This is a genomic window from Streptomyces sp. NPDC059850 (assembly GCF_042731515.1).
Taxonomy (GTDB): Bacteria; Actinomycetota; Actinomycetes; order Streptomycetales; family Streptomycetaceae; genus Streptomyces.
In genome coordinates this window covers 31,799-52,673 of the sequence record NZ_JBHWJI010000019.1, presented here as the reverse complement: position 1 = coordinate 52,673, position 20,875 = coordinate 31,799, and the positions used below count along the sequence as shown (strand labels likewise).

The window sequence follows — 20,875 nt, the reverse complement described above, 5'->3', positions numbered from 1 at the left end:
TCCGGGGTTTACGGGGCCCGTAGGGGTTGCCGTGACACCGGGTGCGGGTCCGGTCGCGCGTGTCGGCGGGCCCGCACAAAGAAGGCCCGCCCGGTGCGACGGGGGATGCACACCGGGCGGGCTCGATGACCTTTTTACCGCATCCACCGAGGGTTATGCATCAAAAACCTGTTCGCTTCTTCGTTCACCACGCCACAGGGAGCGAGATCAGGCCACGCGCGCGGATCGAGGGACGCCAGCGCAGCTCCTCCCTCGGACCCTCCAGCCGCAGCCCCGGAAAACGGGACAACAGCGTGGCCAGAGCGATATCGGTCTCCAGCCGGGCCAGCGGTGCGCCGAGGCAGTAGTGGATGCCGTGGCCGAGCCCGAGGTGCCCGGATCGGCCAATATGCGGATTGAGTGCGTCCGGGTCCTGGAAACGGGTCGGATCGCGGTGCGCCGAGGCGGCGGAGAGCAGCACGGTCTCCCCGGCGGGGATCGTCACGCCGCCGATCTCGATGTCCTCCCGGGGGAAGCGGCGGATCGCGAGCGAGGCCGGGCCCTCGTAGCGGACCAGCTCGTCGAAGGCGGCCGGGATGCGCGTGGGGTCCTCGCGCAGTTCCGTGAGGAGGTCGGGGTGGTCGAGCAGGGCGAGCACGGAGTTGGCGATGAGGTGGACCGTGTTCTCGTAGCCCGCGAGCAGGATGAGGAAGGCCAGCGAGGTCAGCTCGTCCTCGCTGAGCCGGTCGCCCCCGCTCGCCGAACCCTCCGTCTCGTCGTCGCGCACCCTGATCAGGTCGGACAGCAGATCGTCGCCGGGCTCGGCGCGCTTCTTCGCGATGAGGCCGGTGTAGAAGCGCAGCATGGCCCCGACCGCCTCCTTCGCCGCCTGCGGCCGCGCCGGGTCGGGGGTGATCAGGGCGTCGCTCCAGGCGCGGAAGTCCTGGCGGTCCCCCTCCGGGACGCCGAGCAGATCGCAGATGACGATGATCGGCAGCTGTCCGGCGTACGCGGCGAGCAGATCGGCGCGGCCGTCGGCCTCGATGGCGTCGAGCAGTTCACCGGCGACGCGCCGGACCGGTTCGCGCAGCTTCTCGACCCGGCCGGGGGTGAACGCCTTGACCACGAGGCGGCGCACCCGGGTGTGGTCCGGGGGATCCATGTTGAGCAGGTTGGTGTCGAGGGCGGGCGGCAGCGAGAAGCCGCTGTAGTTGCCCGGCGCGGCGTGGCGCTTGTCCAGTGAGAGGCGCGGGTCGGCGAACGCCTGCCGCACATCGTCGTAGCGGGTGACCAGCCAGGCGGGGCGGCCGTCGGTGCCGCTGATCCGGTGGACCGGGCCCGCTTCCCGGAGCGCGGCCAGGGCCGGATACAGATCTTCGATCAGGGCGGCGGTGTCGGCCGTATCGGCGTTCCCCGCGGTGTGGACGGTGTTCGGCATGGCTCCAGACCTTAAGTCCGGCACGGTGGCCGGGAGGCGGCGTCAGGGCTGAATCTCCCCGACGCCGCCTGCGCCACGGGTGGCCCCGACCCCCGTCCAGGGCCACCTCGTCCTTGGTCCCCCCCGTTCCGCCGTTCCGCCGTTCCGCCGTTCTCCGCCGCAGGCCGCGCCTGTCTGCTTCAATCAGCAAACCGCGTCTGAGCGCCGCCGCTTCCCCATCGGCAGCAAGTTGCCAATCCCCGCACCGAGCGGCTTGGGCCTTGACACGCGCGATCTCGGGAACGCCGAACACCGCGTGACGCCGTGGGGGCACGGCGTCACGCGGTGACGGGATTCCGGTTCCGGCCGGGAGGCTGGCGAAAATGGCCGGATATAGCACCAAGAAGGGGGAACCGCGCGCGGCGGTCAGCAGGGGCGGCGCCAGGGGTCGAGGTCCAGCCGCTTCTGCATCGAGCTGAGCCCGAGCCGCTGCGCGGTCCGGCAGAAGGCGCCCGGCTTCAGGGCGTATTCGGCGTGGAAGACCGCCTTCTTCCGCCGGATGAAGGGGGTGAGCTTGTCGCACTCGTCGTACTGGGCGCATTCCTCGTTGACCGCGAAGTCGAAGTCCCGCACCAGCTGGGGGATCTGGTCGAGGTCGTTCTTGAGGCCGATGGCCAGGCCCCGGTCATGGGCCAGCCGCGCCATCGCGCGGTTGTAGGCGAGCTGGTGGGCGGCGGTGAGCGGGAAGCCGGTGCGGTTGCGGTAGCCCTCGGTCAGATCGGGCTCGACCGCGTCGAAGCCCTTGTCCCGGCACATGTCCATCCGCTTGGCCATGAGCGGGCGCAGGACGGACAGCTGACGGATGTCCAGCCAGCGTTCGCCGCGCCAGCCGTTGCCCCGGCCCAGCAGGGAACGGGGGAAGGCGGCGCGGTCGGGCCGGAAGTTCTCCCAGGCGCCGACGTTGATGTAGCAGATCACCTTGCGACCCCGGGCGTGCAGCCGGGCGACGGTCCGGGCGGAGTTCTCGAAGCCGTCGATGTCGTAGACGGGTACGTCGACCGACTCGTCGATCCGGCCCGCCAGCTGCCACTGCCAGGCGGTGCCGGGGCGGGGCTGCCAGCGCGGGGGCCCGGGCGGCCGGTCGTCGCCGGGGTCCGGCGAGCCGCCGCCCGAGCATCCGGTCAGGATCAGCAGCAGGGCGGCGATCAGGGCCGCCGTCACGCGCCGCGCTCTCATCGCGGGACCTCCTCCAGCTCGGCGGGGGCGGACCGCCAGGGGTTCGCCCCCGCTCCGGGCACCGCGCAGTGCACGGCGGCGCCGCGTGCCCGGGCGGTACGGCCCACCTGTCCGGCCCGCCCGCAGGGCACGCCGTACACCAGATGGCAGAAGCGTCCCGGCGGATGGGCGGCGGTCCAGTCCGGCACCTCGGCCTGCTGGTAGGTGTCCCACCGGCCCTCGAAGGTGACCAGCAGATCGGCGAGCGCGGCGTAGCGCGGATCGGGGTGGGTGCCGGGGTTGAAGACGACCGTACGGGCGCCCAGCACCCGGGACGCCAGCGCCAGCCGCCGGTAGCGGGGCAGCGTCGCGGGGTCGGCCGCGGTCCGGTCGAGGAACACGCCGTCCACGCCGTACCAGCGGCGATACCGCCGTACGTCGGTGAGCACCGCGCCCACCCGGCGGCGGCCGTACGCGGTGTCGACGTACCCGAGCAGCGGCGCCCCGGCGGCGCGCAGCCGCCCGGCGGCCTCGGCGAACACCGGGTCGGGGCGGATGCCCGGCCCGTCCGCCAGGTTGAGGATGACGCCGTACAGCCGCCCGGCGGCCTCCTCCAGCACCCGCCAGGGGTGCGGATCGACCGCCGGGTGGACGTACAGGGGTACGAGCAGACGGCGCTGATGGACCGTCACCGGGCGGGCGTTTCGGCCGGGTCCTTGCTCGCCGCCCACAGACCGGTCAGCGACTCGGCGAAGGAGTACCGGGGCTGCCAGCCGAGCAGCCGGTCGGCTGCCCCGATGTCCGCTTGCTGCCAGCTGACGGCGGCCGAACGGGCCGAGCCGCCGCCGCTCTCCTCGACGGCGCCGCGGAAGCCGCTCTCCCTCACCAGCCCCTCGGCCACCTCCCGTACCGGGCGGGCCTTGCCGCCGCCGATGTTGAGGAGGCGCGGGAGTTCGCCGGGCTCGGTGGCGGCGAGACCGGCGGCCCGGGCGACGTCGCGCACGTCGACGAAGTCGCGGTGGGCGGAGAGATCCCCGACGCGGACGGTGGCGTCCGGCTCGGCAGCGTCCATGGCGTCCAAGGCGCCATCGCGCATCGCGAGCCGCAGCTCGGCGGCGAGCCGGCCGGGCAGGCTCGCGGCCGGGGAGCCGGGGCCCAGCGGGTTGAAGACCCGCAGGGCCACCGCGTCCAGGCCCGAGTCGAGGACGGCGAGGGTACCGGCCAGCTTGCTCGCGCCGTACAGGCCGAGCGGCCGGGTGGACGCGCTCTCGCCGAGGGGACGGCCGGGCGCGCCCGGCCCGTACTCGGCCGCCGAGCCGAGGTGGACGAGCCGGGCCCCGGGGGCGGCGGCCGCCAGCGCCGCGCACAGCACGGCCGGGCCGCGCGCGTTGGTCCCGGTGAGCGCCACCGCGCCGCCGCCGACCGCGCCCGCGCAGTTGATCACTGCGTCGGGGGCGAGGGCGCGCAGGGCCTCGGCCAGCTCGGCCGGGTCGGCGGTGGCCAGGTCCACGGTCAGGTCGGGGGTCGGGCGGGGAGTCAGATCGGGATGCGGGGCCCGGCCGGACGGACGGGCGGCGACCAGCACCCGCACGCCGGACAGCGCGCGCAGATGCCGGACGGTGTGCCCGCCCAGAAAGCCGGTGGCGCCCAGGACGAGGATGCGCACGGGCCCGCTCACGCTCCCTTGATCAGCATGCCGCGACGGGCGTCGAACTCGGCGTTGGCCCGGTCGTAGTCGTCGGGCCGCCCGATGTCCAGCCAGTAGCCGTCGAACTCGTACGCCTGCGGCGGGGTCCCGGCCTTCAGCAGGTCCAGGACCAGCTCGTCGAAGCCCAGCGGCAGGCCCGGGGTGTAGCGGGCGAGGGCGTCGCGGGAGACGCCGTAGACGCCCATGGAGACGCGGTAGTCCATGCTGGGCTTCTCGGCGAAGCCGACCACCCGGCCCTCGTCGGTGTTGAGCACGCCGAAGTCGATGTTCACCTGGCGAGCGTAGGTGGCGATCGTCAGCGGGGCGTCGGCTTGCTGGTGGCTGCGCAGCACATCGCCGAAGTCGAGGTCGGTGAGGACGTCGCCGTTCATCGCCAGGAAGTGTTCGGGCAGCCGGTCGAGCATGGTCAGCAGCGGGCCCATGGTGCCCAGCGGGCTGTCCTCGGTGGCGTATCCGACGCGCAGCCCCCACTGGGAGCCGTTGCCGACGTACGCCCGGATGATGTGGCCCAGGTGGCCGATGGCCAGGGTGCAGCTGGTGAAACCGGCCGCCGAGAGCTGGCGCATCACGATCTCCAGGATCGCGTGCTGCTCCCCGATCGGGACGAGCGGCTTGGGCAGGGCGGTGGTGTACGGGCGCAGCCGGACGCCTTTGCCGCCGGCCAGGATGACTGCGTGCATGGGGTGGAGTCCTCTCCGGTCAATCAGCGTGAAGGGTGAAAGGGGGGGTCAGACGTTGTAGATGTCGGTCTTGTAGCGGGCGAGGTTCGCCGGGTCGCGGAAGAAGGCGATGGTGTGCTCCAGGCCCTCTTCGAGGCTGTGGGCCGGGGCCCAGCCGGTCGCGGCGCGCAGCCGGGAGGCGTCGCAGACCAGCCGCATCACCTCGGAGTCGGCGGGGCGTACGCGCTGGGCGTCCTCGCGGACGTCGAGGTCGGTGTCCATGAGCTTGCCGACCAGGGAGACCAGGTCGCCGACCGAGATCTCCCCGCCGGTACCGGCGTTGAAGGTGCGGCCGACCACGTCCGCGGCGGGCGCGGTACCGACGGCGAGGAACGCGGCCGCGGTGTCCTTGACGAAGGTGAAGTCGCGGGTGGGGCGCAGATCCCCGAGGGTGACGGTGCGCTGCCCGGCGGCCACCTGGCCGATCACGGTCGGGATGACGGCGCGCATGGACTGGCGCGGGCCGAAGGTGTTGAACGGCCGCAGGGTGACCACGGGGGTGGCGAAGCTCGCGTGGTAGCTGTCGGCCAGCCGGTCGCCGCCCGCCTTCGAAGCGGCGTACGGGGACTGGGTGTTGATGGGGTGGTCCTCGGTGATCGGGACGGTCTGCGCGGTGCCGTACGTCTCGCTGGTGGAGGTGTGGACGAGGCGCGGGATCTCCTGGTGGCGCACCGCCTCCAGCACGTTGAGGGTGCCGGTGACATTGGTGTCGACGTACGAGTGCGGGGCGCGGTAGGAGTACGGGATCGCGATCAGCGCGGCGAGGTGGTAGACCGCCTCGGCGCCCTTGACCAGGCCGGTGACGGATCCGGGGTCGCGGACGTCGCCGAGGACGACGTCGACCTCGGACAGCACGTCCTTGGGAAGGGTCTCCAGCCAGCCGAAGTCGGAGAAGGAGTTGTACTGCACCATCGCGCGCACCCGGTGGCCGGTGGCGACCAGCGCCTCGACCAGGTGCGAGCCGATGAACCCCTCCGCGCCGGTGACGGCGACGGGGGTGGCCGTGCTCGGGGCGCTTGCGGACGTGTTTTCGGACATGCCAGAACTCCACTTCTGTTGCGGGGTGTTGTGGTGGTGCGTGCGTGTGCGGAAAGAAGGGTGAAAGGTGGCTCAGCGGTGGGTGGTGATCCGGCCGAGGAGTGCGGTGGCGAAGGCCAGCAGGACGGCCGACGCCGCGCCGCAGACCGCGAGCTGGACGACCGCCGGGGCGGAGATCTCCAGCGCGAGCGCGGCGGTTTCGGCCCCGGCCGCGGCCAGGCACACCGCGGCGGGGGGCCAGGCGCTGCCGAACGCCTGGAGCAGCAGCCCGCTCCACAGCACCGCCCCGAGCGCCAGGACGGCGAGCAGCCGGGCGGCCCCCAGCGGTGGTGGCGCGGTGTCCGGGGACGCGGCGGGCCACAGCGCGTGGGTGGTGAACACGAGCGCGGTCAGGGCGGCGAGGTACCCGGCCAGGCAGAGCCCGAGCACCCGGGCGGCGCGCAGCCGCAGCCCGTTCGGCCCGGTGCTGTCGGCGAGCGCGGCGAGCGCGAGCCCCCGGCAGCGGTACAGCAGCCATTCGGCGGCGCCCATGCTGAGGGTCAGCGCGATCACCACGGCCCCGGCGAGTGCCGCCCCGGCCCCGTACCGCACCATGTCGCCGAGCGCGGCCACGGTGGTGAGCACGGCGCACCCGAGCCCGAACAGCCCGTACGGCAGGGAGGCGGCGAGCGGTGGGGCCGGGGCGTTCACGGGGCCTGGTCCCATGGCCCGTACGGTGGCGCGGGTGGCGGCCGCGAGCACGGCGCCGATGGTGGCGAGCAGCGCCACCACCCGTGCCCAGGAGGGCAGTTCGAGCACGAGCGAGAGGCCAGCGCCCACCGCTGTCGGCGCCAGCGCCAGCGGCAGCAGCCGCTCCTTGCCGAGGACGAGCAGTGCCGTGGCCGCCGCCAGATAGGCCGACTGTCCGGCCGCGAAGGCGAGCGCCGCGCCGGGGGCGGGAAGCAGCAGCGCGGCCACGAAGGCGAGCACCGCGCCCAGTGGCGCGCCGAGCCGCAGACACCGCCCGGCCGCCGCGTGGCCACCCGACGCCAGCCGGGTGTACGCGCGGTGGGCGAGCGCCTGGTTCCAGGCCCAGCCGACCAGCGCGGAGGCGGTGAGCGCACCACTTCCGGCGGGCAGCCCGAGGACGTCGGGCGGGCCGCTGAGGAACGGCGCGCCCAGGGCGTAGCCGAGCCCGGGCAGGGCGAACACCAGCCCCCGGAACAGGAACCGCCCGGGGTGCGCGGCCCAGGGGTCGGTGCGCGGCAGCGGTTCGGGGTGGCGGCGCGGCACGCGTGCGTACAGCTCGGCCGCCAGCTCGAAGGTGTCCCGGCGCCCGAAGCGCTCGCGTACCTGATCCCCCGTCAGCCCGTCGGCCTCCAGGACGGCCGCGATCTCGTCGGGGTGGACGGCTTCGGCGACCAACTCACCCATGTCGTCGATGAGTTCGTCGACCGGGTCGTGGGCCCAGCGCGGCCGCCGGGGGCCACCGGCGCGAGGTGCGGGAGGTGGCGGCGCGGACGGAGCCGGGCGGGGCGGTACGAGCCGCAGCGGGCCGCTCATGCCGTACCCCCCGCGACCAGCGGCCACGCCATCGCCGGAGCCGTGGTGGCCCGGGAGGTGGCGTCCAGCTCGTGGTAGATCTCGCGGAAGGCGCTGATGGTCTGGCGCAGGGTGAACTGCTCGATCACCCGCAGCCGGGCCGCCTCCCCCATCCCGGCGCGCCGCGCCGGGTCGCCGAGCAGGGTGAGCGCCGCCCGCGCCATGCGCTCCGGGTCGCGCGGCGGGACGACGAGGCCGCTGTCGCCGACCGCCTCGCGCACGCCGCCCACATCGGTCGAGACGGTGGCGCGGCCGCAGGACATGGCCTCGATGAGGGTGAACGGGAAGCCCTCGCTGATGCTGGAGAGCATCACCACGTTGCCCGCCGCGTAGGCGTCGCGGATGTCCTCCACCCGTCCCTCGAAGGCGACGGCGTCGGACACGCCCAGCTCCAGGGCGAGCGACTGGCATCCGTCGCGGTAGCCCTCCGCGCCGCGCGGTGTGCCGCCGAAGAGGCGCAGCCGCGCGTCGGGCAGCTCCTTGCGTACGAGGGCGAAGGCGCGGATCAGCGTCTCCAGGTCCTTGATCGGGTCGACGCGGCCCGCCCAGCTCAGCGTGGGGACGCCGGGTTCGGGTCCGGCGGGCGGGAAGGCGGCCGGGTCCACGCCGTTGTAGACGGTGCGGATGCGCTCCGGCGGGGTGCCGCCGTGCTCCTCCCAGCGCCGGTTGTAGCGGTTGCCGGGGGTGACGAGCGCGGCGCGCCGGTAGCTCTCGATGGCCAGCAGCCGGAAGAAGCCGAGCAGCAGCGCCTTGACGGGCCAGTTGTACGGTTCGGCGCGGAAGCCGAGGTAGCGCTCGCGCAGATAGACGCCGTGCTCGGTGAGCAGGAACGGGGTGCCGTACCGCTCGCGCGCCACCAGGCCCGGCAGCGCGGCGAGTCCGCCGCTCACCGCGTGCGCTACACCCTCGGCCGGGGGCCGGGCGGCGAGCGGGCGCAGGGCGTGTTCCAGCAGGTCGGTCGCGGTCAGCGCGTCGTGGAGGGTGGGGCGGGCGGCGGCGGTGGGCAGCTGCGGCCGGGTCCATATTCGGGCCAGGGCGCGGGCCGCGGACTCCGAGGCCAGCGCCGCGGAGAGGGTGCCGCGCTGGGCGTACTCCGCGAGCCGGTACAGCTCGGGGGCGAAGACGTGTTCCTGGGCCGGGTCGAGCAGGGCGAGCAGAAAGCGCTCGTACCCGGCCAGGAACGTCCGCATCTCCCGCCCGCGCGGGGCGCGCGCCCGGACCGCCGGGGGCGGTCCCCACAGCGGCACGCAGTCCACGCCGCGCACCTGGGCGGGCAGCTCCCAGGCGAGCGGTTCCTGCCCGGTGCCGGTCACCGCGATGACCCGGAAGTCGGTGTCCGGCATGCCCCGCACGAGCTGGTCGCACCACACGCTGACCCCGCCGTGGCCGTGCGGGTAGGTGCCCTCGGTGAGCAGGGTCACCGGGACGGTGCCCTCCGTGGGCTCGGCTAGCGGTCCTCGCATGTCGGTTCGGTCTCTCCAGGACGGCGCCGTGGGCACGGCGGGGCAACGGTGAGGGACGGTGTTACGGGCGGGCGGCGCGGGCCGTCAGCGTGACGGGCGGGTCGGCGCGGGCCGTCAGTCGCGGCTGGTGTCGCCGGGCCCGTGCGGCACCGGGTCGCGCACCCCGGCCGGGACGGGCAGCCCGTCGGCGGGGGTCGCCACGCGCAGTGCCGGCACCGCGCCGGAGGGGTCGGCCGGGACCGCGTCGCCGGGCAGGGTGAAGGTGATCCGGCCGAGGGCGGGCGTGGCCCAGCCCGAGCGCAGTCCGGCGTAGGCGGAGCCGAACGCGGTGGCGCTGCCGGTCTGGGTCGCTTGAGTACCGGCGGGCAGGGTGGCCGGGGCCTGGGTGCCGCTGGGCGCGGTGACGGTGATGGTGTCGCCGACGCGGTACGCGGTGACGCGCCCGGCGGCCAGGGCGTCGTCCCAGGCGGCGCGCTTGCGAAGCTCCTCGCCGGTGTCCTTCATCCGCAGGTTGACCAGCGGGGTGTTGTCGGCGAAGAGGCCGTCGTAGGCGCCGAGGGTCTTCTCCAGCACCGGGTAGACGATCCGCTCCTCGGCCAGGTTGGACTGGTGGACGTAGTGCGGGCGCGGGTCGTTGGCCAGCACATGGCCGAGCGCGATCTTGGACTCCAGCGGCACGATGTACGAGGCGTAGCCGGTGGCGGTGTCCAGCGGAGCGTCCAGGCAGGTGGTGGCCGAGGAGGTCTCGCACACTCCGCTGCCGCCGTCGGCCTTCTTCGCGTAGATCCAGTTGTACTCGTCCGCCTGCTCGACGGCGCGCCCGGCGTTGTAGAAGATGTTCATCGGGTGGCGCGGCACGGTGGTGGCGGGGCCGAGAGTGCGCTGCTCCCCCTCCCGGGAGGCGTCGCTGGCGAGCGAGGTGACACCGGTGAGGGTGAGGGCGGGCGACAGGTTGGGGTTGTCGTTCGGCTGCTGCGGCAGGGTTTTGAGGCCCGAGTGCTCGCCGGTGACCAGTTCGGTCTTGTCGACGGCGAGGTTCTGCCGCCCGGCCCAGGTGAGGTTGTCGCTGATCTGCCCGGAGATGTCGGTCAGGCCGACGTAGCGGGTGGTGCCGAGGAGGGTGGTGGCGCACTTCCAGGGGACGACGGTGGTGTCCTGCACACAGCCCAGGAAGGGGTGGTTGTAGGTGTGGTTGAGCCAGCGGAACGAGCCCTGGTCGGCGACGAGTTGCTGGGCGAGCGGGTCGCTGCCGCCGTTCTCGTCCTTGTAGGCCTCGCTGCCGCCGCCGTTGAAGGCGAGGTCCAGGGTGAAGCCGTGGGTGGTGGACCACTCCTTGGCGTAGCTCGCGTCGGCCGCGGTCATGCGGATCGGGTCGTTCTCGACGCCGTCGCCCGCGGTGCCGCAGTCGATGTCGCCGGGGGTGCAGTTGAGTTCGGTGTCCCAGCGGTCGTCGGCGGCGAACACGTCGTCCACGTGGACGGCGAGGTAGTTGCGGTTGGCGCCCAGGTGGATGCCCTGGGTCAGCCACTCCACGATGCCACGGGCCAGCAGCCGGAACTGGCTCTGGTACTGGTTGTAGACGAAGGTGACGACCAGCTCGCGGCGCCCGTCACGGGCGTACTCGCCGACCAGCGAGCCGCGCGCGGAGCTGCCGGGTATGGGCGCGTCGAGGTAGCTGGTGTAGGTGGCGCCGTCGGCCTGTTGTGCCAGCGGGGTGGCCAGATAGCCGTAACTCTCGGTCACATTGGGGTCGTTGTCCTCGAACGGGACGGTGCCGTCGAGGTAGCCGAACGGCCCCGAGGCGCCGGACGCGGTCACCTTCGCGGTCCGGCCGTCCAGCGATCCGGCGTACCCGGGGTTCTGCGGGTAGTTGAGCCCGACGGCGGGGCGGGCGTAGGTGTACGCGTCCACCTGGCGGATGCCGAACTTCTTCTCGTACGCGGTGAGCGCGGCCATCTCGGCCGAACCGTCCCCGAACGGGTTGTCGTTCGGGACCACGACCGCCTGGTACTTGGCGCGCGGCCGTCCGTCGACGGTGTCGCTGAGGAACGCGGCGTCGATGCGCGAGCGCCCGGAGGCCGTGAGGTCGACCGTGGTGTACGGGGTGCCGGAGCCGTCGAGTTCGGCGGTGATGGCGGCCGTCGCGGGGCCGTGGTCGTCCAGGACCAGGACCCGCAGGTCGATTCTCGGCGTCACGGCGGCGCTCGCGGTGAGCGCCGGAGCGAATGCCGTCAGCAGGACCGCAGCGGCGCATGCCGCGGCGGGCCGGGTCATCCGACCCATGGTGAACTCCCCCCAGGGGCAGCCGCGCAGGGCGCGCGGCGCCGACCGGTGAATGACGCGCGTCGGCACACCGGATGGCGGCGTGCCGAGGCGAAATGAGCGATGAATGATCCTCAGAAACGCGGCTTCACGCGGCCGGGGCTCCCCTCCCCGGCGGCTGATGTCCCTCTCCCCCTGTCGCCGCTCACGGACAGCGTCGTCCGGAGCGGCTTGCGCGGCCGAAGCCGAGGCCGCGCAGCACATATCTTGCGCTATCCCGACGTAGATCGACTCCCCGAACGCCGCACAACACGCCTTCGACGGGCCCGCGGTGGCCGGTTTTCGTCGCCTCCGAACGCACCCCCTCGACCCGTTCTTCACACATGTGGAGGAGGTGTGAGGATCGGACACCCCTTGCGGCGACTGGTCGGATTTTCAGCCTTGGCCAAAGCCTTCGCATATGCGTTCCTGCTGCACAGCGGGGGTATCACCGCTCATCGGGCGCGCCGAAATCGGCTGAATGACGGCCGTCCGAATTGTTCGGCATTGAAGCGAATCGGCGGAGCCGCTAGTCCACGCTCTGGAGGATATGCGGCTCGGCCAAGTCGTCCTCGTAACCGGCGAGACGGATCGGAGCGGAGCGCGCCCACACCTCCAGACTGCCCACCTCCGGCGGCTCCGCCCGCCGCCCGCCGCTATCCGCGTGTGACTCGTCGCTCATCGTCTGCTCGGGGGTCACCGCACACTCCTTCGTGGTCGGCTGAACCGGATCTGTCGTCAGGTTAACGAGCACTTGAAGGCTCCGCGCGTCGATTCCCAAGGACTGGACGAGGACGCACAAAAAACGAACACCCCGGCCGAATGCTCCGCGCCAAGTGGCCACAGGCCCCCATCCATGGTGAGCTGGGACGGGAGGGGGTGGGGCCGATGTCCGTCGGATATCCGCCGAACGGGTGAGGGACGCGCGGGGCTCCGCCGCCCGGCCCGCGACCCTGCTGCTCGCGGCGCTCCTCGTGCTCGCCGCGCTGAGCGGCTGCGACGGCGGCCGGAAGGGCCAGATCGCGGAGCGCGGCCGGTCGCCCTTCACCGGGCAGTTCGCGCGGCCCGCGCCCGTCCTCGCTGTGAAGATCGACAACGCGGCCCAGGCGCGCCCCCACACCGGGCTCGGCGCGGCCGACATCGTCTACGTGGAGCAGGTGGAGGGCGGGCTGAGCCGTATGCTCGCGGTCTTCTCCAGCCGACTGCCCGCCACCGTGGGCCCGGTGCGCAGCGCCCGCGAGAGCGACCTCGACCTGCTGCGCCAGTTCGGCCGCCCGGCACTCGCGTACTCGGGCGTCCAGTCCCGGCTGCGGTCCACCGTGGACGCCGCGCCGCTGTATCCGCTGCCGCCCGCCGAGGCGCCCCGCGCCTACTTCCGTGGCACGCGCCACCCCGCGCCGCACAACCTCTATGTGCGCCCCGAGGCCGCGCTGCGCGCCGCCCCGGACGCCTCGGACGCCCCGGACATCGGCTTCCGCTTCGGCGCCGCGCCGCCGGGCGGAAAGCCCACGGCGCGGCAGACGGTGCGCTATCCGTCCGCGGGTTTCGTCTTCACCTGGTCCGCCACGGACAAGCGGTGGCTGGTGGCGATGGACGGCACCCCGGCCCGCACCACCGACGGCGGACGGCTGGGCGCCGCCACGGTCGTGGTGCAGTACACGAGGGTCCGCCCGTCGCGTTTCCACGATGTGCTCGGCAGCGTCACGCCCTTCACCGAGACGGTCGGATCGGGCCGCGCCGTGGTGCTGCGCGACGGGAAGGCGTACGAAACGCGCTGGTCACGGCCGGGGGCGGGAGGCGGCACCACCTTCACGACCACGGACGGTGACCGGATGAAGTTCGCGCCGGGCCCGGTGTGGGTGGTGTTCGCGGCCCGGTGATCCGTCTCACTGGGTGGACAGGGCGGGGGCCTCGGTCGAGACCCAGGCGATATGGCCATCGGGCCGCACCAGAACGGTCAGCGGGCCCTCCCACCCCTGATGCGCGGTGGCCGGGCGGGCGGTGACCACCCGGACCCGGTCCGCTCCCCCGGCGACCCGCTCGGCGAGGGCCATGGCGTCGGCATACGCACCGCCGCCATCTTCTGAGCCGCCGAGGTCCAGCAGGACGAACCGCCCATCGGCCAGCAGCGGGTACAGGCTCGGCGCGTCCGCCCCCTCCAGCTCCACGTCGGGCGCGCGGCGGCCCACCAGCGGGGCGGCTCCGGCCGGGGCCGGGTAGGCCACGTCCAGCGCGGAGAGCTGCCCGGCGAGCTGCCGGTTCACGGTCGGATGCGTGGCGAGGATGTCGCTGAACACGGCGCGCAGGGCGCGGGTGTCGGGGGTGTGGACGGCGCCCATCGCGGTCTGCGCCTGGGTGTTCTCCAGGAGCGCGGCGCCGACCGGATGCCGCTCGGCGTGATAGCTGTCCAGCAGGTCGGCCGGGGCCCGGCCCCGGCAGTGCGCGGCCAGCTTCCAGCCGAGGTTGAAGGCGTCCTGGAGCCCGACGTTGAGCCCCTGACCGCCCATCGGCATATGGATGTGCGCCGCGTCCCCCGCGAGCAGGATCCGGCCCTCGCGGTAACGGGCCGCCTGCCGCGCCGCGTTGCCGAACCGGGAGAGCCAACGGGGCGCCCGCATCCCGAAGTCCGTACCCGCGATGGCGCGCACCGCCGCGCGCAGCTCGTCCAGGGTGAACGGCTCGGAGGCGGGCCGGGTGGCGGACTCCCGGGTGGAGCCCGCGATGCGGTGATGGCCGTCGCCCAGCGGGACGATCAGGATGCCGCCGTGCTCGCTGGTCAGCGACGGGACCCGCGGCGGCTCGTCCAGCACCACATCGCCGAGGAATCCGGTCGTGGTGGTCGACGTGCCCGGGAACTCGACGCCGCTCGCGGCCCGTACGGTCGATCCGGCCCCGTCGCAGCCCACCACCCAGCCCGCGCGCAGGGTGTACGGGCCGTCCGGGCCCGCCACGTCCACCTCGGCGCCGCCCTCGTCCTGCCGTACCGCCAGCGCCCGGTGCTCCCAGCGGATCTCGCCGCCGAGCGCGAACAGCCGCTCCTCCAGCAGCTGTTCGGTGCGGAGTTGGGGCAGCACCAGGGTATACGGGAAGCGGGTGTCCAGTACGGAGAAGTCCAGCCGGGCCGGGAGCCCGGCGTAGTGGCCGCTGGGCAGCGGCGTGCCTTCGCGCACGAACCGGTCGGCGAGCCCGCGCATCGCCAGCACCTCCAGGGTGCGCGGATGGAGCGTCAGCGCCTTGGAGTGCGGGCTGCGCTCGGCGGCGCGCTCGATGACAGTGACGGACACGCCCGCCAGCCGCAGTTCGGCGGCGAGCAGCAGCCCGACCGGCCCGGCCCCCACCACGACGACATCGTCTCGCACGGTACCCCTCCACGGTTCTCTTGATCCTGGATCAATGCGATGGCCTCAGTAGACTTGATCCAGGATCAAGACGCAAGCGAAGGACACAAACGAAGGGAGACGGCGGGCATGGCCCTGGACCGCACGGCCGTGGTGACGGCGGCGCTGGAACTGCTCGACGACGCGGGGCTCGACAAGCTCACGATGCGCAAGGTGGCCGAGCGGCTGGGCGTCCAGCTCAACACCGTGTACTGGCACGCCTCCAGCAAGCCCCGGCTGCTGGAGCTGATGGCCGACGCGATGCTCGCCGGATGCGCCGACGGCCCGCTCCCCGAGCCCTGGGACGAACGGGCGCACACCCTGGCCCACCGCTATCGCGCGGCCCTGCTCGCCCGGCGCGACGGGGCCAGAGTCATGGCCGGGACGTATGTCGCCGAGGAGCACACGCTGCGCTTCGCGGACACCCTGATCGGCGCGTTCCTCGACGGCGGCCACACGCCAGCCGAGGCCGGGTGGCGGACCTGGTCGCTGGTCTACTTCACAATCGGTCTCACCCAGGAGGAACAGGCCGCCGGGGCGGCGCGCGACCTGGATCCGCTGCTGCGGGCGGCCACCGCCGACCGGTACCCCCGGCTCGCCGCCGTCGTCGGACACTTCGGCGATTTCGAGGACCGCTTCCGCCATGGCGTCGGCCTCCTGGTGAGCGGTCGGGAGGCCGGGGCGTAGCGACACCTCCCCAGGACGCGAGAAGATCCGAGGTCTCACCGCCCCGGCAGGACTGCCGGGGCGTTTCGGTGCATGATCCCTGGACGCCCCTCCGATGTTTATGGTGCGCGAGGGGTTCCCGTTCCTCCGGAAGCGCTGCATCATTCCGAAGGGTTCAGCCCGAGGAACTGGAGGCACGTACGTGACCGCACCCACCAGAAGGACCGTCGTCGGTGGCGCCATGGCCGCCGGAACCATCGGGCTCGCCGCTCCGGCCACGGTCGCCGCCGCGGCCCCGGACACCGTCCGCCGGACCTCCTCCCCCGACCCCTGGACCACCGTCCTCGACGACGCCGACATGGTCTGGCAGAAGCTGCCGCAGACCTGGTACGAGGGCCCGTACCTCGGCAACGCCCGCCTGGGCTCCGGCATCTACGCCGACCCGGACACCCCCGGGGCCGTCCGCTTCAACGTCCAGCACACCGAGGTACAGGACCACCGCCCCGAGTTCGGCTCCCTCTTCGGGCTCGCCCGCCTTCCGATCGGCCACTTCACCCTGGAGCCGGTCGGCACCATCAAGGCCGTCGACTGGCGGCTGCGGCTGCGCGACGCGGAGCTGACCGGCACGATCACCACCGACCAGGGCACGCTGACGCTGCGCGCCCTGGTCCACAACTCGCGCTCGGTGATGGCCATCGAGGTCACCCCCACCCGGGGCGAGACGGGGTTCCGCTGGGTGTTCCACCCGGCCGAGGCCATCAGCCCGCGCGTCGCGTCCAAGCCCGCCCCCGAGGGCTACACCGGCAATCCCCCGGCCACCGTCGAGGACCACCACGGCATCCGGGCCGCCGTACAGCCGCTGCTCGCGGGCGGGCAGCATGTGACGGCCTGGCGCGAGCGCACCCGGTCGAACCGCCGCACCCTCTATGTCACCGTCACCCACTCCCACCCCCGCACCACCGCCCGCGACCAGGCGCTGAAGACCGTACGGTCCGCGGCGGCACTGCCGTACGACGCGCTGGCGCACACCCACCGCAGCTGGTGGAACGCGTACTACCGCAAGGGCTTCCTCTCCATCCCCGACGCCCGCCTCCAGCGCTTCTACTGGATCCAGCTCTACAAGGTGGCCTCGGCGGCCCGCGCCGACGCGCCCGTGATGGCCACCTGCGGGCCGTGGCTGGAGCCCACGCCGTGGCCCGCCACCTGGTGGAACCTCAATGTGCAGCTGGAGTACTGGCTGATCCACGGCTCCAACCACCTGGAGCTGGACGCCGTCACCCGCGCGCTCAGCGAGTTCCGCGACAACCTGTCCAACCAGCTCCACGCCCCGTACCGCAAGGACTCGGCGGGCATCCCGCGCACCACCGACATGCGGCTGGTCAACGGCGCCTCGGTGACGAACGGCGGCTTCGCCGTCGGCATACCCGGCCAGGACCCGCCCACCCCCGAGGTCGGCAACCTCACCTGGGCGCTGCACAACGTATGGCTCAGCTACCGCCACACCATGGACCGCTCGATCCTGCGGGACGTGGTCTTCCCCCTGCTGCGCAAGGCCGTCGCCTACTACCTCCACTTCCTCACCCCCGGCAGCGACGGCAAGCTGCATCTGCCCGCCACCTTCTCGCCCGAGTACGGGGTGAACTCCCCGGACTGCAACTACGACCTGATGCTGATCCGCTGGGGCTGTGCCACGCTCCTGGACTCGGCGAAGATCCTCGGCGTGGACGACCCGTCGGCGCGGCGCTGGCGGGAGGTGCTCACGAAGCTCACCCCGTACCCGGTGGACGAGAACGGCTTCATGATCGGCGCGGGGGTGCCGTTCGCCAAGTCGCACCGCCACTACTCCCATATGCTCGCCGTCTATCCGCTGTACGAGGTGACCTGGGAGGACCCGGACCAGCGCGAGCTGATCGAGAAGTCCCTGAAGCACTGGGTCGGCTTCGAGGGCGCGCTGCAGGGCTACACCTTCACCGGCGCCGCCTCGATGTCCGCGCAGATGGGGCGCGGCGAGGACGCGCTGAAGTATCTGGGCGAGCTGATGACCCGGTTCATCCAGCCGAACACCCTGTACAAGGAGTCGGGCCCGGTCATCGAGACCCCGCTGTCGGCCGCGCAGTCGCTGCACGACATGGTGTGCCAGAGCTGGGGCGGGGTGATCCGGGTGTTCCCCGCGCTGCCCGACGCGTGGCGCGAACTCATGGTGCACGACTTCCGCACCCAGGGCGCGTTCCTGCTGAGCGCGGCGCGCGAGGACGGGGTGACCCGCTGGGTGCGGCTGCGCAGCGAGGCGGGCGCGCCCTGCGTCGTACGGCACTCCCTGCCCGGCAGCATCGAGGTGCACGACGAGCGCGGGCGGCGGCTGCCGTACGAACACGTCGGCGCCGGGACGATCCGTATCGCGCTGGGCAAGCGGCGCGAGGCGGTGATCACGGCGCGCGGCGATCACCCGGATCTGACCGTCCGGCCGGTGGAGCCGAACGAGGCGGCGCCGCGCTGGGGGCTCCCCGCGTCCTGACGTCCTGACGTCACGTCACGCCGTCCGGGGTGCGTCCCCGGGCGGCGTGCGCCCCGGGCGGTATGGATCACATCGCGTGCCGGTGAGGCGTGCCGCGGCCATTCCGGGTTACCCATGGGTGCATGGGACCCATCAGTGACATCGACCGGCAGCTGTTCGCGCGGGTCGCCGCCAGTCGGCTGCGCGGCGCTCATCCCCTGCTGCCCCGGCTGAGCCGGAGCGCCGACCACGGCAAGCTGTGGTTCGGCACGGCCGCCGTGCTCGCCACGGTGGGCGGGCGCACCGCGCGGCGGGCGGCGCTGCGGGGCATCGGCTCGCTCGCGGCCGCCTCGCTGGCGTCGAACATGGTGGTGAAGTGGACCGTGGAGCGCCGCCGCCCGATGGTGGACGCCGTACCGCTGGTGCGGCGGCTGCGCAGGCAGCCCTGGACCAGCTCCTTCCCCTCCGGGCACTCCGCCTCCGCGGCCGCCTTCGCGACCGGGGTCGCCATCGAGTCGTCCCGGTACGGCACCCTGGTCGCCCCGCTCGCCGCCGCCGTGGCCGCCTCCCGGGTCTATGTGGGCGTCCACTACCCCAGCGATGTGGTGGCCGGGATCGCCCTGGGGGCCGGGGCCGCCGCGCTCACCTGCCGCTGGTGGCCCGCGCGCCCGGAGGTCCCGGCGCAGGCCCGGCCGCGGGTCTCGGCGCCCGCCATGCCCAAGGGCGAGGGGCTGGTCGTGGTCGTCAACCACAGTGCGGGCGCGTCCCCGGCCACGGGCGGGTTCACCGACGCCGAGCAGCTGGAACTGCTGCTGCCCGCGGCCGAGATCATGGAGTGCGGGCCCGATGACGACTTCATGACGGTGCTCGGCCAGGCCTCCCGCCGGGCCACCGAACGCGCCGGGGCGCTGGGGATCTGCGGCGGGGACGGCAGCGTCAACGCGGCGGCCGCGCTGGCCTGCGAGCGCGGGCTGCCGCTCGCGGTCTTCCCCGGCGGCACCCTCGACCACTTCGCGCTGGACATCGGCGTACCGAACTTCGAGGACACCGCGCACGCCGTGACCGAGGGCGACGCGATCGCCGTGGACCTCGCCCGGGCCACCCCGATCGCCGGTGGCGCCCCGGGAGAGGGCGGCAGCCACTTCGTCAACACCTTCAGCCTCGGCTTCTACCCCGAGCTGGTACGGATCCGGGAGAGCCTGGAGGGCCGGCTCGGCAAGTGGCCGGCGGCCGCCGTCGCGCTCGGCCGGGTGCTGCGCACGGCCACCCCCATGGAGATCGAGGTCAACGGGCACCCGCGGCGGCTGTGGGTGCTGTTCGTCGGCAACGGCGGCTACTCGCCCGAGGGGTTCGCGCCCACGTACCGCCAGCAGCTGGACGACGGGCTGCTCGACGTCCGGGCAATCGACGGGGACCAGCCGCTGGCCCGGACCCGGCTGCTGTTCTCGGCGCTCACCGGCACGCTGGGGCGCTCGCGCGTCTATACGACCCGCCGGATGCGGCAGCTGCGGCTGTCCGGACTGCACGCCCTGGACACCCGCGCCTACGACGGCGAGATCGCGGCGGAGCCCGCGGAGGCGCTGCTGATCGACAAGCGGCCGGGGGCGCTCACCGTCTACCGGCCCGCCCAGCCGCAGAACGAACTGCTGCAGCGGGCCCGCACAGCCGCCGCGAAGGCGAAGTGGTGGCGTGCCGTACTACGCAAGTAGTAGGAGAAAGTCTGTGCTCAAGGACGACGACGAAGCGGGGTCCGACCCTCAAGGATGAGGGCATGGACGGAGACGGATCGGCCCAGGGGGCCTCGACGTGACCTCGCTCGCACTGTCGGTGCTGCTAGCACTGATCTCATCGGTGTGCTACGCTGCCGGGGCCATCCTCCAGGAGCATGTCGCGGCGACGACGCCGCTGCACGCCGGAGGCCCGCTGCGGCGCGGGACCTGGTGGGCCGCGGTGACCCTGAACGGGGCCGGGGCGCTCCTGCATGTGATCGCGCTGGCCTATGGGCCGCTGAGCGTGGTGCAGCCGCTGGGCGCCCTCACCATTGTCTTCGCGCTGCCCATGGCGGCGGTGTTCGTCCGGCGCCCGGTCGGCGCGGCCGGGTGGCGGGGCGCGCTGCTGGCCACCGTGGGGCTGGCCGGGCTGCTCTCGCTGACCGGCTCGTCCCGGTCCCAGGCGCTGGCGGACGGGGAGCGGATCACGCTGGCCGTGGTCACGCTCTCCGCCATCGCGGCGCTGGCGCTGGTCGCCCGCCTGCTGCGGCCGGGCGGGCTGCGCGGGGTGGTGCTGGCCACCGCCGCGGGGACGTCCTTCGGTGTCTCCTCGGTGTTCGTCAAGAACGTGGCCGTGGAGGGCATGTGGGGCTCCTGGGCCGACGTCCTGCCCAGCCTCGTCATGATCGGCGTGCTGGCCGGGGGCGGGGTGCTGCTGTCCCAGGCGTCGTACCACGGGGCAGGTCTGGCCTCGCCGCTCGCGACGGCCACGGTGGTCAACCCCGTGGTGGCGACGGCGGTCGGCATCACCGCGCTGGGCGAGCACTTCCAGCACGGGACGCCGGGCACGCTGCTGGCGGTGCTCGCGGCGCTGGTGGCGAGCGCGGGGCTGGTGATGCTGACGGTGCACAGTACGGAGACCGGGGCGGGCTCCGTACGGCCGCCGGAGAACGACGGCCCCGGCGGTCCCGACGACCTCCCGCCCGCCCCCAAGGCCCCCAGTGCCCCGGAGACCCCGCCCCGGCTGACCCGCCGAATCCCCCGGCCCCGCCACCCGGCCAGAAGGCGCACCACCCCCGACCGCGGCGACGCGGTGCTCCAGAGTCACGGATAGCGCGTCACGCGCGGACGGCGGCCCGTCAGCGGGTGCGGTTCCGGCCGACGGTAGGTTGACGATGAGCCACAGCGGCCTCGAAGTCGTCCGATGG

16 protein-coding genes are annotated in these 20,875 nt (G+C 73.3%); 5 read left to right on the top strand and 11 right to left on the bottom strand.

Going from position 1 to position 20,875, the window contains the following annotated elements:
- Positions 1-184: 184 nt before the first annotated feature.
- From ACFV9T_RS17920 to ACFV9T_RS17875, 10 genes are all read right to left on the bottom strand, one after another.
- Positions 185-1,417, bottom strand: a complete 1,233-nt coding sequence (locus ACFV9T_RS17920; RefSeq protein ID WP_385441224.1) for a cytochrome P450 — start codon at positions 1,415-1,417, stop codon at positions 185-187.
- Positions 1,418-1,822: 405 nt separating this feature from the next.
- Positions 1,823-2,632 carry an endo alpha-1,4 polygalactosaminidase gene (locus ACFV9T_RS17915; RefSeq protein WP_385441222.1) on the bottom strand — a complete coding sequence of 270 codons (810 nt, stop codon included), beginning with the start codon at positions 2,630-2,632 and terminating at the stop codon, positions 1,823-1,825.
- Positions 2,629-3,303 (bottom strand): spherulation-specific family 4 protein, encoded by a 675-nt coding sequence (locus ACFV9T_RS17910; RefSeq protein WP_385441219.1) that lies wholly within the window; start codon positions 3,301-3,303, stop codon positions 2,629-2,631. The genes ACFV9T_RS17915 and ACFV9T_RS17910 overlap by 4 nt, the downstream gene beginning before the upstream one ends.
- Entirely contained in the window at positions 3,300-4,277 is a 978-nt protein-coding gene (locus ACFV9T_RS17905; protein ID WP_385441409.1) for an NAD-dependent epimerase/dehydratase family protein, read from the bottom strand. Before ACFV9T_RS17905 ends, ACFV9T_RS17910 begins: the two co-directional genes overlap by 4 nt.
- An 8-nt stretch (positions 4,278-4,285) precedes the next feature.
- Positions 4,286-4,999, bottom strand: a complete 714-nt coding sequence (locus ACFV9T_RS17900; RefSeq protein WP_385441217.1) for an NDP-sugar synthase — start codon at positions 4,997-4,999, stop codon at positions 4,286-4,288.
- Positions 5,000-5,047: 48 nt separating this feature from the next.
- Positions 5,048-6,076 carry an SDR family NAD(P)-dependent oxidoreductase gene (locus tag ACFV9T_RS17895; RefSeq protein ID WP_385441215.1) on the bottom strand — a complete coding sequence of 343 codons (1,029 nt, stop codon included), beginning with the start codon at positions 6,074-6,076 and terminating at the stop codon, positions 5,048-5,050.
- Between the two features lie 72 nt (positions 6,077-6,148).
- Positions 6,149-7,618, bottom strand: coding sequence for a hypothetical protein (locus tag ACFV9T_RS17890; protein ID WP_385441213.1), 1,470 nt, complete (start codon positions 7,616-7,618; stop codon positions 6,149-6,151).
- Positions 7,615-9,120 carry a GT4 family glycosyltransferase PelF gene (gene pelF / locus ACFV9T_RS17885; protein ID WP_385441211.1) on the bottom strand — a complete coding sequence of 502 codons (1,506 nt, stop codon included), beginning with the start codon at positions 9,118-9,120 and terminating at the stop codon, positions 7,615-7,617. Before pelF ends, ACFV9T_RS17890 begins: the two co-directional genes overlap by 4 nt.
- A gap of 114 nt (positions 9,121-9,234) precedes the next feature.
- A complete protein-coding gene (locus ACFV9T_RS17880) occupies positions 9,235-11,403 on the bottom strand; it encodes a hypothetical protein (RefSeq protein ID WP_385441209.1) in 2,169 nt (722 codons plus the stop codon).
- 547 nt (positions 11,404-11,950) lie between these two features.
- Positions 11,951-12,121: a hypothetical protein gene (locus ACFV9T_RS17875; RefSeq protein WP_385441207.1), complete on the bottom strand. Its 171-nt coding sequence runs from the start codon at positions 12,119-12,121 to the stop codon at positions 11,951-11,953.
- A 214-nt stretch (positions 12,122-12,335) separates the two neighbouring features.
- Between ACFV9T_RS17875 and ACFV9T_RS17870 the strand changes: the two genes are divergently transcribed.
- Complete coding sequence (locus ACFV9T_RS17870) at positions 12,336-13,301, top strand: DUF3048 domain-containing protein (protein ID WP_385441205.1); 966 nt, start codon at positions 12,336-12,338, stop codon at positions 13,299-13,301.
- Positions 13,302-13,307: 6 nt separating this feature from the next.
- On the opposite strand, the gene ACFV9T_RS17865 is transcribed toward ACFV9T_RS17870, so the two are convergent.
- Positions 13,308-14,780, bottom strand: a complete 1,473-nt coding sequence (locus ACFV9T_RS17865; protein WP_385441202.1) for an FAD-dependent monooxygenase — start codon at positions 14,778-14,780, stop codon at positions 13,308-13,310.
- 108 nt (positions 14,781-14,888) lie between these two features.
- Between ACFV9T_RS17865 and ACFV9T_RS17860 the strand changes: the two genes are divergently transcribed.
- The 4 genes from ACFV9T_RS17860 to ACFV9T_RS17845 all read left to right on the top strand — a co-directional run bounded on the left by ACFV9T_RS17860 (position 14,889) and on the right by ACFV9T_RS17845 (position 20,781).
- Positions 14,889-15,485: a TetR/AcrR family transcriptional regulator C-terminal domain-containing protein gene (locus tag ACFV9T_RS17860; protein WP_385441201.1), complete on the top strand. Its 597-nt coding sequence runs from the start codon at positions 14,889-14,891 to the stop codon at positions 15,483-15,485.
- A 220-nt stretch (positions 15,486-15,705) separates the two neighbouring features.
- Positions 15,706-17,979, top strand: coding sequence for a glycoside hydrolase family 95-like protein (locus ACFV9T_RS17855; RefSeq protein WP_385441407.1), 2,274 nt, complete (start codon positions 15,706-15,708; stop codon positions 17,977-17,979).
- 122 nt (positions 17,980-18,101) lie between these two features.
- Positions 18,102-19,667, top strand: a complete 1,566-nt coding sequence (locus tag ACFV9T_RS17850; protein WP_385441199.1) for a bifunctional phosphatase PAP2/diacylglycerol kinase family protein — start codon at positions 18,102-18,104, stop codon at positions 19,665-19,667.
- A gap of 97 nt (positions 19,668-19,764) precedes the next feature.
- Entirely contained in the window at positions 19,765-20,781 is a 1,017-nt protein-coding gene (locus ACFV9T_RS17845) for a DMT family transporter (RefSeq protein ID WP_385441197.1), read from the top strand.
- The last annotated feature ends 94 nt before the right edge of the window (positions 20,782-20,875 follow it).